The organism is Luteimonas sp. Soil_C_16, from assembly GCF_057657295.1.
Map to the genome: position 1 here is coordinate 587,280 of NZ_JBDGIS010000001.1, position 12,610 is coordinate 599,889.

At 63.4% G+C, this 12,610-nt stretch carries 19 protein-coding genes; 1 reads left to right on the plus strand and 18 read right to left on the minus strand.

All coding sequences use genetic code 11. The features are described from left to right. Window positions 1-32: 32 nt before the first annotated feature. The 8 genes from AC3A5T_RS02575 to AC3A5T_RS02610 form a co-directional block, all read right to left on the minus strand. Window positions 33-620, minus strand: a complete 588-nt coding sequence (locus AC3A5T_RS02575; protein WP_487627223.1) for a cytochrome b — start codon at window positions 618-620, stop codon at window positions 33-35. Then, entirely contained in the window at window positions 617-1,699 is a 1,083-nt protein-coding gene (locus AC3A5T_RS02580; RefSeq protein WP_487627224.1) for a catalase family peroxidase, read from the minus strand. Before AC3A5T_RS02580 ends, AC3A5T_RS02575 begins: the two co-directional genes overlap by 4 nt. A gap of 93 nt (window positions 1,700-1,792) precedes the next feature. Next, entirely contained in the window at window positions 1,793-2,242 is a 450-nt protein-coding gene (locus tag AC3A5T_RS02585) for a hypothetical protein (protein ID WP_487627225.1), read from the minus strand. An 83-nt stretch (window positions 2,243-2,325) separates the two neighbouring features. Next, window positions 2,326-2,655, minus strand: a complete 330-nt coding sequence (locus AC3A5T_RS02590; protein ID WP_487627226.1) for an energy transducer TonB — start codon at window positions 2,653-2,655, stop codon at window positions 2,326-2,328. A 96-nt stretch (window positions 2,656-2,751) separates the two neighbouring features. Then, the gene (locus AC3A5T_RS02595) at window positions 2,752-3,156 is read right to left on the minus strand and encodes a hypothetical protein (protein WP_487627227.1); all 405 of its coding nucleotides are present in this window, start codon (window positions 3,154-3,156) and stop codon (window positions 2,752-2,754) included. A 112-nt stretch (window positions 3,157-3,268) separates the two neighbouring features. Further along, window positions 3,269-3,931, minus strand: coding sequence for a hypothetical protein (locus AC3A5T_RS02600; protein WP_487627228.1), 663 nt, complete (start codon window positions 3,929-3,931; stop codon window positions 3,269-3,271). A gap of 25 nt (window positions 3,932-3,956) precedes the next feature. Then, complete coding sequence (locus tag AC3A5T_RS02605) at window positions 3,957-4,319, minus strand: GFA family protein (RefSeq protein ID WP_487627229.1); 363 nt, start codon at window positions 4,317-4,319, stop codon at window positions 3,957-3,959. 29 nt (window positions 4,320-4,348) lie between these two features. Continuing rightward, window positions 4,349-4,567, minus strand: coding sequence for a polyprenyl synthetase (locus AC3A5T_RS02610; RefSeq protein ID WP_310147598.1), 219 nt, complete (start codon window positions 4,565-4,567; stop codon window positions 4,349-4,351). A gap of 256 nt (window positions 4,568-4,823) precedes the next feature. On the opposite strand from AC3A5T_RS02610, the gene AC3A5T_RS02615 reads away from it, so the two are divergent. Continuing rightward, window positions 4,824-5,501, plus strand: coding sequence for a hypothetical protein (locus AC3A5T_RS02615; RefSeq protein ID WP_487627230.1), 678 nt, complete (start codon window positions 4,824-4,826; stop codon window positions 5,499-5,501). A 35-nt stretch (window positions 5,502-5,536) separates the two neighbouring features. On the opposite strand, the gene AC3A5T_RS02620 is transcribed toward AC3A5T_RS02615, so the two are convergent. The 10 genes from AC3A5T_RS02620 to AC3A5T_RS02665 form a co-directional block, all read right to left on the minus strand. Beyond that, the gene (locus tag AC3A5T_RS02620) at window positions 5,537-6,208 is read right to left on the minus strand and encodes a hypothetical protein (protein WP_487627231.1); all 672 of its coding nucleotides are present in this window, start codon (window positions 6,206-6,208) and stop codon (window positions 5,537-5,539) included. A 50-nt stretch (window positions 6,209-6,258) separates the two neighbouring features. Beyond that, window positions 6,259-6,798 (minus strand): DUF1697 domain-containing protein, encoded by a 540-nt coding sequence (locus AC3A5T_RS02625; protein ID WP_487627232.1) that lies wholly within the window; start codon window positions 6,796-6,798, stop codon window positions 6,259-6,261. A gap of 69 nt (window positions 6,799-6,867) precedes the next feature. Further along, window positions 6,868-7,443: a DUF3833 family protein gene (locus AC3A5T_RS02630; RefSeq protein WP_487627233.1), complete on the minus strand. Its 576-nt coding sequence runs from the start codon at window positions 7,441-7,443 to the stop codon at window positions 6,868-6,870. Window positions 7,444-7,626: 183 nt separating this feature from the next. Further along, on the minus strand, window positions 7,627-7,902 hold the full coding sequence (locus tag AC3A5T_RS02635) for a hypothetical protein (protein ID WP_487627234.1): 276 nt from the start codon (window positions 7,900-7,902) through the stop codon (window positions 7,627-7,629). A gap of 226 nt (window positions 7,903-8,128) precedes the next feature. Next, complete coding sequence (locus AC3A5T_RS02640) at window positions 8,129-8,470, minus strand: YciI family protein (RefSeq protein WP_487627235.1); 342 nt, start codon at window positions 8,468-8,470, stop codon at window positions 8,129-8,131. Window positions 8,471-8,573: 103 nt separating this feature from the next. Further along, window positions 8,574-8,825, minus strand: a complete 252-nt coding sequence (locus tag AC3A5T_RS02645; protein WP_487627236.1) for a hypothetical protein — start codon at window positions 8,823-8,825, stop codon at window positions 8,574-8,576. Window positions 8,826-8,975: 150 nt separating this feature from the next. Beyond that, the gene (locus AC3A5T_RS02650; RefSeq protein WP_487627237.1) at window positions 8,976-9,407 is read right to left on the minus strand and encodes a hypothetical protein; all 432 of its coding nucleotides are present in this window, start codon (window positions 9,405-9,407) and stop codon (window positions 8,976-8,978) included. A gap of 93 nt (window positions 9,408-9,500) precedes the next feature. Next, window positions 9,501-9,782, minus strand: coding sequence for a hypothetical protein (locus AC3A5T_RS02655; RefSeq protein WP_487627238.1), 282 nt, complete (start codon window positions 9,780-9,782; stop codon window positions 9,501-9,503). 1,348 nt (window positions 9,783-11,130) lie between these two features. Further along, window positions 11,131-11,496: a hypothetical protein gene (locus AC3A5T_RS02660; RefSeq protein WP_487627239.1), complete on the minus strand. Its 366-nt coding sequence runs from the start codon at window positions 11,494-11,496 to the stop codon at window positions 11,131-11,133. 462 nt (window positions 11,497-11,958) lie between these two features. Further along, complete coding sequence (locus AC3A5T_RS02665) at window positions 11,959-12,408, minus strand: DUF6794 domain-containing protein (RefSeq protein WP_487627240.1); 450 nt, start codon at window positions 12,406-12,408, stop codon at window positions 11,959-11,961. Between the last annotated feature and the right edge of the window lie 202 nt (window positions 12,409-12,610).

Consider the following 12,610-nt stretch of genomic DNA (forward strand, 5'->3'; position numbering starts at 1 on the left):
GCCAGCCTAGCGGGACGGGTGTCGCAGGCGGCTCAAGGCGCGTCGTGTTCCGTGCGCGGCGCGCCTGCGTCGTGCGGGCGCGGCCCCAGCGGCACCGGCGCCATCGTGCGATACACGCCATCGCAACGTACCCACGCGTGGTACAGCGCGGCCGCGACGTGCAGCAGGATCACCGCGAACAGCGCGCGTGCCAGCCACGTGTGCGCGGTGCGCAACACGCTGTAGATCGCCGGATCGTGCGGCGCGATCGGCGGCAGATGCAGATCGCCCCACACCACGACCGGATTGCCGGCCGCAGACACCATCGCCCAGCCGATCAGCGGCATCGCGAACATCAGCGCGTACAGGGCGACGTGCGACGCGTGCGCGGCGGCGCGTTGCCAGGCCGGCAGATCGCGCGGCAGGTCCGGCGTGCGCCGCATCAACCGATGGATCGCGCGCACGATCACCAGCACCAGCAGCGCGATGCCGATCGGCCGGTGCAGCATCAGCAGCGACGGACGTAACGTCATCGACGACACCATCGCCACGCCAACGAACAGCATCGCCAGGATCAGCACCGCCATGCCCCAGTGCAGCACGCGGGCGAAGGCATCGTGGCGATCGGTCGGGGCGTTCATCGCGCGGCCTCCGGCGGCGGGGTGCCATCGACATCGGCGCCGCGCGCGACCTCGCGCTCGCGTCGATCGAAGGACTGCGCATACACGGCCGCGCGCGCGGCGAGGATCGGATCGTCCGACAGCGCGACGCCGCTCGGCACGATGGTCGGATCGAAGTTCAGATCACGGCACGCACCGGTTGCCTGGTCCTGCGCGTCGGTCAGTACGACCGTGCCGACGACGACCTGCTCGCGATCCTCCGGCCAGGGTGTGCTCGGATCGCTGGCATCGTCGCCATCGCCGGCAATCGTGACGACCATGTCCCAACGCAACGGACCCTGCGCAAGCCGCTCGCGCAGCTCGTCCTGCAGATAATTGCCTTCCGCCGCCTCGCGCTGCGCTGCCGTCATCTCGACGAATGGCGCCTGCGGACGCATCGACCAGCGCACCAGCCGTCCGCCGCCCGCGCCGTTGAAGCGATAGGCGTGGATGCCGTTGTACTGCGTGTTGGCGAAGCTGTCCGACCACGGCGCGGACTTCGCCCAGGCGGCGAAGCGCTGCGCTTCGGGATGCTGCGCGGCGAAGGCGGCCATGCGTTCCGGATCGGGCTTGCCGGTCGCGGGGTCGGGCGCCGACGCGCGCGTCTGTTCGAGGAAGGTCTCGATCGACGCCGCACCGAAGAACGGAAAACTGTTCATCGCCATGCGCCATTCGCTGCCGTCGGCGCCTTTGAGCACCAGCGCCATGCTGCGCACGCGCGCCTGTGCATCCAGGCCGTAGGGCGAGCCCCCGCCGATCGACAGGCGGCCGAGCACCGGCGTATCGGTCCGCGAGAACACGCTGGCGCGGCTGAGCGCCGCGCCGTCGGGCGTGCCTTCGAAATGACCGACGACGCAGATGCCCTTGGCGTGCGCGCGCCGGAAGCCGGGATAGGGCGTCGTCGACGTCGCCTCGATCGCATCGGTCATGCGCGCGGACGTGAGCCGGTCGGGGGTGAGCCAGCCTGCGGTCCAGGCGAAGGCGCCGCCGACGGCAGCCACGATCGCCGCGATCGCGACATAGGCACCGGTGCGGCGGCGGGGTGCGGGGACTTGCGACATGGGCGCGGCTCGTGGCGGATCGCCGCGAGCGTACGCCCGGCGCGGGGCCGGGCGGGTGAAGGCGTCAGGTCGCGCCCGGCCGGCGCGCGCGATTTACTGCAGCTGGATCCGCGACGCGTCGGTCACGCGCACATGGGTCTGGTAGTAGTACTTGCCCGTCGGCTGGCCGGCCGTGGTGAAGTCGATCCGCACGCGCCGCGCCTCGCCCTGCACCAGGATGCGCTTGTGCTGCAGTGCGACCGCCAACGGCTCGCCCAGGCGCAGCGCCAGCTGGCGTGCCGCCGCAGGCGTGAGCGCCACCGTCAGATTGCGCTGGTCGCGGTAATCGGTCTCGGAGTTGAGGTAGGTCGCGCCGTCCTGATGGCCGATCGCATTGACCTGCATCGTGAAGGTGCCTGCCGCACCACGTGGCGCGGCGTCGGCGGCCAGCTGGATCGCCTGTGCCGGTTGCAACCATCGCGCCTGGTCGCTCGATAGGCCGCTGCTGACGCAGCCGGTCACGAGGAGTGCGGCCAGCAATGCCGTCATGCCTTTGGAAATCATCTGTCGTCCTTGAGCGTGGAATGTTCTGGCGTCTTCCGATCGTGCCGCACCGGCTGACACGTGCCGGTCAAGACGCCTGGCCGTCAGGTTGAGCCCGCGGCACGCGCCGCTGCGCAGCTCGCGTGGAGATCGCCGCCGGTGACGTCGATGTTCCAGCTGTCGGGTCCCAGCACGTTCACGATCAGATGGCCCGTTTGCCCGAGCGTCACCCCGAGTGGCATGCGCGCGAAATCGAGGACCTCGATGTAACGTTTGGCGCCGCGGTCGTCGCGCCGTTTGCCCGAGCTCTCCACGATCCGCGTATCGCGCGTGCGGCCGCTGTCGGTGATGGTGGTCTCGAGGCACACCGTGGGTGCATCGGTGCCGACAGGCGCGGCGAGTGTCGAAGAAGCAAGCAGAATCAGGGCGTACATGGACAACCTCCGTGTTGGGTCGGGACACATCGCACGGACGGCAGGCCGTCCGTGCGATCGGGCGGAGTACGATCAGATCGCGCTCCGCCTGGGCGGTCAAGGCTGGTAACAGTTGCCGGAGGGATCGGCTTCGATCTGGATCAGTTCGCTGCCACCGCCGCCCCACACGTTGCCGCCCGTGAAGATCAGGCAGCCCTCGTCGCGGAACAGCGCCTGCAAGCGTGTCGCATCGTTGCCGAAGTAGAACGGAATCCAGCGCTTGCCGGATTCGTAGGTGTGGAAGCGATCCGGCGCGCGGTCCAGCAACTCCTGCACATCCTGCATGCTCATGCCGATCTCGAGCTGCGCGAACTTGCTGCCCTCTGCGGGCGTACCGACGATCTCGCCGGTGAACGTGCCGTCCTTCGAATGGACTTCCCGCGCCTGTCCATCCTGCGCGACGACCGACCCCGAAGCCGCCACGGCCAGCGCCAACGCGGCGCCGATTCCCCAATTACGCATTGCAATCCCCTTGCGTGCTGCGTCGCCGGAATGGCGACGGCGTGCGGATGCTAGCAGGCGGGCAGGTCCGGGAGAGCAGCGCTTGTACCCCTCGTGGTCACTCTTCGCTGTTCTAGTCGCGTGCGTCGAAACGATCGATCTCTTTCACGATCTCAAGGAGTTGCTCTGGCTCGTGGCGCCCTCTCAACGCCTCGTCCGCGAATGCCTTCAGCAGCCCTGCCGGTCCATTGCCGGTCGGATGCACCGTGAAGGCGCAACTGTCCTTGTCCCTGCCCAAAAAGTAGAAAGTGCCGTCTGTACCGCCGTAATTGAGGCTGCTCAGCGCGAAGTCAACCGAGCGACCCAAAGCCCTGTTGATTCGGAGCAGCGTCCGTGGATCGACCCGGATTTCGGAAACGGGCGCCAGCGAGCCGTTGAACCAATTGATGACGGGTGGCGCATTCGATGAATCACCGTCTACGCGATAGGATGCGACCGCTCCGTTACCGATCGTTACGATTTCCAGTTTCTGAAACGATGGCGCGACCACGATTAAGAGGTCCTGATTAGGCAGGCCGGCACTCCGGATTTTATTTGCGGCGTATCCCAGAACCTCCCACTCATAAGGTCCGCACGGAGACAGTCCTCGTTGGTTTTGGAACCGGGCAGCCGCACGCTTTTCCAGCATGCTGCCCCGGGCTTCATCAGACAGAGACCGGGCAGAGAGGAACAAGTGGATACCGATGCCGAGCGTAACTATCACGACCACCTGCAGCACGATTGTTCTGACGCGCATGCCCGCCCCCCTTATCGATCAAGGATTACACCAGACTCTGCGCCGCCCCATTGCTGCGCCCGACCTCGCCGAGCGACGTCATGTCCACGCCCTCGATGCACGCTAGATTGAACCCGTACTCGTTCGGTGCGCTGCGACGCTGGTGGTGCGTGTAGATGCCGCAGACGCTGCAGAACCAGTGCCTGGCGATCTTCGTGTTCCACTGGTACAGGCTGAGCACATCGGCGCCGCGGGTCACGCGAAGGCGGTCGAGCGGCACGCCGGCCATCACCGCGCCCCTGCGGCTGCAGAGCGAGCAGTTGCAGCGGCGGATGTTCTCGAAACCGTCGATCAGATCGACCTCGAATTCGACGGCCTTGCAGTGACAGGTGCCAATGACCGTCTGCATTGCGGACTGTCCGATCGTGGATGCGTCCGTCACTTCTTCAGACCCGCGACGACTTCCGACACGTTGAGGCCCAGTTCGAGCTGCAGGCGCACGTACTCGCGCTCCTTGCGCGAGAGGCTGCGGCCCATCTCGATCCGCACGTCCTCCGCCTGCATGATGCGGATGATCCGCGGCATCGCCGAGCCGATGGCGTCCGGGCCGTAGCCGGCTTCGCGCAGGGCTGCGATAAGAAGGGCTTCAAGTTCCATGACGCGTCCGGATCGAATTCGAGACGTGCATTGTGCGCCAGGCGTCGCGCGCCGACACGGCAACGGCGCCCCCTTCGATGTCGCGGGAATCGTCCCGTTGCTCGATGGCGCAAAGCCGATGTCGTACCTGGATGGCCGGGCAGCCGACGCCGTGAGCTGCCTTTCCGATGTGTCCTGCCGAACGCGCCCGGCGCCCGGTTACGCTCTCCCTGCTCCGACAGGGGGCAAACCCGACCCACATCGCGATGCGACACGCATGAAGATCACCCGGCTGCTCGGCATCTACGCACTCGGCATGGGCCTGGTCTTCGTGTTGCTGCTCACGTGGATCGGGGCGGTATACGCGATCAACGTTTACACCACGGCGAAGCTGTCGGCCGAGGCCATCCTCAACGCGATGCTGACCGGCCTGCTGAGCGTCGTCGGCCTGCCGATCGTGCATCGTGCCGTGTACCGGCATCACTGGACCATCAGTCGCAAGCTTGCGGCGGGCGAACTGCAGGTTGGTGACCACATGCCGATCATCGGCGCCGAGCCCAGCCCGCCGGTACCGCGTGTCCGCAAGACGCAGTGGCAGATCGCGCTTTACGTTGCGCTCTACGCGCTCGCGATGGCATCGCTGCTCGCCGCCTACGCGCCCTTCGGGCATCAGGAAGCGTTGAACGCGTTCCTCGCCCGCTTCAGCGCCGGGCGCAGTTCGTTCTCCAGCCTCGCCACGCTGGTGGTGGTGTACGCACCGATGGCGATCGGACTCGGGATCGCGTTGCCGCTGCTGGAGCTCGACCGCAAGCGCATGCAGTCACGCGCTCTGCCTGCGACCGAAGCGCTGCGCCTGCAGCTCCGTCAGGACTGGGTGTTCTCGTTCGTGATGTCGTACGTCACCGTCAGCTTCCTCGCGTTCCTGACGGGCAACCTGATCATCAGCTATCTCTGAGGCTCGATGCGTGCGTTCCGGGGCGTCTTACCGGCTCAGCGCGTCGTCGCCCGTTCCTGCTCGGTGATCGAACGCGCCAGCGCATCAAGTGTCTGCGCCGATGGCGAAGCGGTTCCGAGTGCGTCAAGAATGGCGGCGACCCCGGCCGACGGACCGTCTTCCGTTCGCGGAGACCACGTCCACGCACACGCGTCTCCCCAGCTGAGCACGTAGCTGTTGCCGTCAAAGCCGCCGCGAACCTCGGCGTTCGGATACCGGGCCAGTCGGACCAGGGGTGCTTGCAGGGCGTAACTGGCCTCTGGCGTCAGGGAGACCATGACCGGATCTGCAGACAGTGTCTGAAACCACGTCTCGGCGCTGGAGTACCCGGTCGCTCCGCTGAAGTGCAGGACCTCGATGCGGGTGTCATGAAACCCGGCGGCCATCGCGCCCTCGAAGGTCGGCGTGACGACACCGATCAGCGGCGCGTCGCGCAGCCCGGCCGCCAGGAATGCAGCGCGGGCCCGAGTGACGGTGTCGCGATGGTGGTCCTCACAGGACGACATGCCCCGCATGTGCTCGAACCGGTATGCAGCCGCACGATCCAGATCGCTCTGATCCGCGAAACTTCGATCTTGCTCGGTGAGCACCCAGGCGCCACCGGCCACGAGAAGGCCCGTGAGCATCAGGGTGACGATGAGAACGCGGAACACGCGGGTCTTGAACATGCCACACCTCGATCACGTGCACGGAGCGGTGAAGAATCGTCGTAGTGGATCTAACCGAGCTCGAGCAACGCGCGCAGCTTGAGCACCGTGGCCCAGTTGCGCGTCGTCAGTGCGCGACCTGCCTTGCCCAACAACGCCGGCGCGACCTTGCTCTCCAGCAATCCGGCCGGACACGCCAGGTAGCCCGCGTCGCCGGTCACGACCAGCCGCTCCGGCAGCACTGCCAGTGGCTGCAGATCGTCCAGCAGCCGCAGCGCTTCCGGTGCCTGCGCGAAGATCACCAGACACCGCGAATGCTCTGACTCGGCTGGCAGCATCGGGCTCTCGCTGACGATGTGATTCAGCTCCGCTGCCGACTTGACGATGACCGGCGTCGACACGCCCAGCTGTGCGGACAACGCATCGGCAATGGTTTGCGCGAACTTCGCCGTCGAGCGCGCCGACGCGGTAACCACCGCATTGCCGCTGTTGAGCAGCGTCCGCACCTGCGTGCAGCCCAGGGATTCGAGCAGCTGCTTGAACGCCGCCATCGGCACGCGGTTGCCTTTGCCGACATTGACGCCACGGAGCAGAACGACGAAACGGGGCATGGCGGTCGCCTGGAATGTCAGGGAGGCAGCGAGTGTGCAATGAAGCGGACGGTGCAGCGACTGACGCCGTTACCGGCCCGGATCAACTGGGTCGTCTGAACTAGACGCGGGCACCTTGCGCGTAATTGTCTCCTGCAAACGACCGATCGGTATGCCGAGCAGTCTGACCACGCCCACGTTGTCGATCGTGCGCCCGTCCGCTGACAGCACCAGTTCCTGATGCATGAACACCAGTCCCTTCACCCGGTAGCGCAGCGACAGGCGCGGCCCCGAGATCGTCGCCTCGACCGGGCCTACGGCGTCGCTGAGCGTTGCCGCGTAGTGATGCGCCGCGGTGCGCGTCATGACCCAGAAGCGCGACCGCGGCGGCTCGCCGGCGAAGGTGATGGTCTGATCCAGACGGAACGTCCCGTCGCTCTGTTCGGTGCCGTGGCTGGTGACCTGAAACGCGCGCGGTTTGCGAAACACGAATTTCAGCGTGCCGCGGCCTTGGCTCTCACCCCCGAATCCGGCGATCGGCGTGAACTCGACGGGCGTCTGCGCTATGGCCATCGGACACGCCACGGTCACCGCAGCGAGCAGTGCAAGGCACAGCCATTTCAGTGTTCTCGTCACAATTGAAGCCTGACCGGAACGGACACGCATTGTGGCGGTAAAGCAGCCGCTGATTGCGCTCGGCGTTGCGAGCCCGATGCAATTGCGGCGCAAGAGATCCACACCCGAGCCCAGGTGAGACAAGTTCTTTTAGTGTTGCTCGGCATTTCCAGCGAACCAAGATGCGCCGGCGTCGTGAATCAGCGACAAACCCGCACAGCACACCCGAGCCCGTTACTGGAGCGCCTGTGTCACCCCGATCGCAAGGGCGGCCGACAACAACCAGACCACGCCACGCGTGAGGAAGGCCTTGTCGACAGCGCCTTGACCCACCGTCTGATTGGGCTTGAAGCCCACAACGAACGCGTGCGCCGGCAGGGCAACGGCCAGCAGGAAGGCGACGACCATCAGCATCGTGTCGTCTGCCAGTCGCAACCAGAAAACCGACATCGCGGTGCCTGCGCCGATGCCTGCAAGCGCAGCGGTGATCGGTGTGGGCGTGATTCTCAAGATATCCGGACCATTCGACTCAGTGCCGGAAGTCTAAGCGAATGCGTCTTGTGCATTCACGAGCCGATTTGATGCGCGTCTCGAAGTCTGCGCCTGCGTTCTTCCTCTGTCGCAACGTTGGAAATCGGTGAACCCGGCGCCTTCATTCCTCGCAGCAGAGCGGTGGAAGCCTCGCGCGACGCGCCCATCGCGCCTGCGTGCACCGAGTTCCGTTACGCCGTGCGACTCACGATACGGGGTCGAAGTGGAAGACCCGCAGTTCTTGATCGCACCGGCAGGCGGTGGCGAGACGCGTGGACCATTCCAGCGCCGCATCGCGTGACGCAAGCTCGAGCACCGCGAAGCCACCGTCGAGTTCGGGGCCGAATGGATAGCCGCCTTCAGCGACAGTGCCATCGCCCGACACGCGCACCCTCGGCGCGCCCGCATCGATGCGCCCGCCGAATACATAGACGCCGGCCGCTTTCGCCGCGTCGATGACTGCATGCGAATCGCGGCTGGCGCGTTCCAGCTCGGCGTCGCGCACTACCATCGCGGCGGCCGGGAAGGAGATCAGGTACTTGGCCATTGGGATCATTCTTTCAGGAGATCGGCGCAACCCACGGGACGCGAGCCTGACGCGTCCATCTACTCGGGTCGCAAGCCTTCGGACACCTGCTTCATGCGCTACATCAGAACAGGAGTGTGCCAATGACGAACACGGCTGGAATCGACAGCAAACCGTAAGCAATCCGGGTGGCGCGGTAGGCCGACGTGTTCGGGGCAAGTCTCTTACCCCAGGCCCGCATCGCCAGGGCAACTACCAACAACGTCGGGAGAAAGAGCAGTGCCGACAGGTACCCGGCGTTCCCTTCGAACGTCGATGCGCCCGCGAGGTAGGGGATGAGAAACGCAATCGCACCTGCCATTGTCACCGCGGCCAACACTGCGAAACATCGATGTAGGGCGCTCGTTCTCATGGGGCCCTTAGATATGACATGGCGCCGCGCTCATCGCAGTGGATGCAGAGCGCAACGCCTGCATAGATGTAGACGAACCTGACCCCGTTGATCGGCATCGCCTCGAATGAACGGTCATCCGCCACGCGACTTCTGGCTGAGGTACTTCATGTCGGACATGCTCGAGACGGGACGCTCGTCGATTATGGTTCTGAAGGGCTCAGCGCCGTCCAGGTACAGGAGCTTGATCTCTCTTGCGTGGAGCGCGCCACTGCCGCACGGGGCGCCAGCGGTGTAAGTACCTTGCGTCAGCAGAACGTCTCCGACACCAAATCGGCCTTTCCAACTGACAAGGACCTGCCATTGAATGGTCTGGTCAAATGGACCTTTGAAATCTGGACTGAGCGCATGCGCTGGCGTGTTGAGAACTCCGATCGGGTAGGCAAGCACAACAACCTGGTGCGCGTCGAACTTCTCCGCCGGCGTGAAATAGTCGCGGCTGCAGCCCCATGCAGGACCGGCAAGCAGAATGAGGACTGTCGCGATCGCGGCGCGATAGAGGTTCACGGTGGCTCACCTTTGAAGTGAGCCGCGCTGCGCAGCGGCGTCGGCTGGGATGAATTGTCAGGCAGTTCCAAGTTTGGCCTGCCGGCGGCACTACTACTTGCCAAGCCCGTGCTTCCTTGCCCAGTCATTGGTCCAGCCGTAGATCTTTACGTGATGGATCAGATCGCCGTCGTCTTTCATCACGCGCTCTGAGAGGTCACCGGCCCCCCAAGACTCAGACAAAAGATGCTCATGCGTACAATTGCCATCGAGAAGTGCACCTCTCATCCGGGCAAGCCGGCTGATCAGGACTTCCAAGCCTTTCGCGTCTGCATGCACCGCCAGTTGCCCTTGGCCGTCAGTAGCGAAGCTCAGAACGTGTTCGACTTCTGTCACTCACAGCCCCCTTCTACGCCGCTTGACGACCGGGTCAAACCGACCCGCGATGCGGATTCGGCTCGAACTAATTTCAAGGACGCGGCCCACATGTTGGATCAGCTCCAGTCTCGAATAAATCCGCCGCGGAACCCGACGTACGCTCTGAAACCTCCGAGCTGCACGCGTGGTAACAGCCACCCTTGATCTCTGTTGCGCAGGACTCCCTCATGCACGCGAGGATACATGCGTCCATCGGTTTGCAGACTTGAGCCATCTTATTCAGATGTGCGCGATGTGCGTCATCGTCCACGGCGATTTCATCGAGTGTGCAATGCCGTTGCCACGGCACCGTCCCGTCCCGGGTATCCACTGACTCCTGTTGCGCGGGCTGTGAACACGCTGCTAGCGAGAAGACCGCTACAAGAATTCTAAGTCTCGGTCTGCGCATAGTTTGATTGCGGCTTAGCGTCCGAATTGAGCAGATCCGTGAAGCGGGCTCGGCTCCAATGAACTGTTAGGTCGCAGCCTTTGAAGGAGATCAACTAGCGCTAGCGCGGACTGTCGCGTAAGCGGCCGAGTAAGGACTGGATTTGCCAACTCACTAATTACATCTGCCGCGATCTGCGTTGTTCCAATGTCATCGCGGCCCTCGATGGCATTTGCCCAGCCCTCTACATCATCGACTGAAAGCTCGCCGCAGAGAAATCTATTGAGCACGGCCTCGATGCTGGCTGGCTCTAATGAAACCAGTTCATTGACTGAGTCCCAGCCGAATACAGCGAGGTCTTGAAGCACGTCGGCTACCGATCGCGAGAAGCCGACAAGCTCTTTGACAAGGACGATGCGATCTTGTGTCACTACTATCCAATACCTGAATTAAGTCGCGCCGCTCAGTGGCGTCGGCTTGAATGAATTGTTAGGCGCCGCTACCCGCATTGGATGGTCCGGATGCTCGGCCACGAATGCTGCAACCTCCGATAGCTTCGCGGGAAGCGGCGCGCAAGGATGGCTGCGGTAGCTAGTGAAGCGAACGCCCGCGCTGTAAAGCGCCTGGACCTTGGCCCACTGCTCAGTGTTTTTGGCCGCAGGTGCCTTGAAGGACCGTCCCATTTCGTGAAGCTCACCGCCGCAGTTGGCACAGATGACTGGGGTCTCACGAGGTGCCACCTTGAAGCTCTTGCGGCAGTCGAAGCAAGCATGCGCAACAAGGTATGAGGCACCCGGTTGAGCAACTTTCGACGTAGTAGGCGGACGATTACTTGCACCCCGACGGGGTGCCATGCGCCTGCTCTTCTCGGAACCTGTCATAGGCACCTATCGCCTGAATTGAGCCGCGCCGCGAAGCGGCGTCGGCTTGAGTGAATTGTTAGGCCGCATTTGCGACCTTGGGAAGGTAAAAGTAAGCCAGCAAAAGCGTGGTTACGAAGAACAGGGCAAGGAAGTAGTTGAGTGCGCCAATGAGCAGCGCAATCTGGAGCTTGGCAGAAGCTGATTGACGGCCGCGCCAAAGCAAAACGCCAACTACAGCGCTGGCGGCAGAAGCGACCCAACTCATCATTGGCGCGGCCGGAAGCCACGCCGCATGTGTCTGTGAAATTGCTGGGACCACCGGACCGAAAGAGCTAAGGTGTGGCGCGGGGTAGAGCGCGAGGATTGCTGAGACAAGACCTCCCACTACCAGCAACCCGATGATGCTGCTCAAGAAGACCACTATTGCGATGATTCTGAGCATGCTGCCTAGCGCCTGAATTAAGCCGCGCTGCGAAGCGGCGTCGGCTTGGACGAATTGTTAGGGCGCAACCGGCGAAGCTACGCACGCGTCTCTTACCGCAGCGACGTTGTCGTATGCAGGCCGCATATCGGGCTCTAGCCGGTCGTACCCGTTCTCTTCTTTGGTTCTGGTGACGATCGCAACGTAGTCAGAGAATGACCAAGCAACTGCCAGTTTGCTATCCAAGCACTTGCACAATGGCGGACTACCAACTGCCTTGATGCAGTCGAGCTGCCGTAGGCGCGACGAACTGTTCAGTGCCGTCTCTGCCTGGTTCAACAGGTCAAAGATTTGATCGAACGACTCCTTGGTCTCGAGTTCTTGGAGAGATTGACTGTTTACGGGGCACGCCACGGTACCAAGGACTGCGAAGATCAAAGCAACAGCTCTCATGTCACTCTCCACTGCGCCCTAACACCTGATCTAAGCCGAGCCACGAAGTGGCTTCGGTTTGAACGAATTGTTAGGCTGCCAGCCGGGAGGTGGCGGCGGAGGAGCTGGGGGCATGGACTGTCTGCCTAGCTCACACATGTTGGCTGGACGACCGTTGAGATAAGCGATGAATCCCAGCGTGAGTGGAGTTGACATGTAGTCTGGATGATCGACGCCGCAGGATCTAAAGAAGACCGTGACTTCGTTGTCCTGCCAAAGCCCGAAGTCATTTCGAACGCCCATGCCGAAGTTGAACGAGAGTTCGCGGAGGTCTTGCCGCGTCATTCTTTTGAGCTGGGCCGCGCTCTCGGGTGGCATCGCAGCCTCCCACTTAGCGAAAGGCTCGCAGAAGATCGACGGATCGATCTTGCATTCTCGAGCACCCTCGGCGCCACAAGCGGTCAGGAACATCGTGAATAGCAGTGCCCAGAAGACTTTCATGGCAGCCTAACAGCTGAATTAAGCCGCGCCGCGAAGCGGCGTCGGCTTGAATGAATTGTTAGGCAGCAGCATGGCCATGCCTGTAGCGGCTGACAAGTAGAGCCGCCACCGCAGCGAGAGCTAGAACGAGGAAAAGTACGCCAAATAGGACGGTGGATGGCCCTGAAATTGAAGCGGGCCGCGCAACCCAGACTTGGGTAAA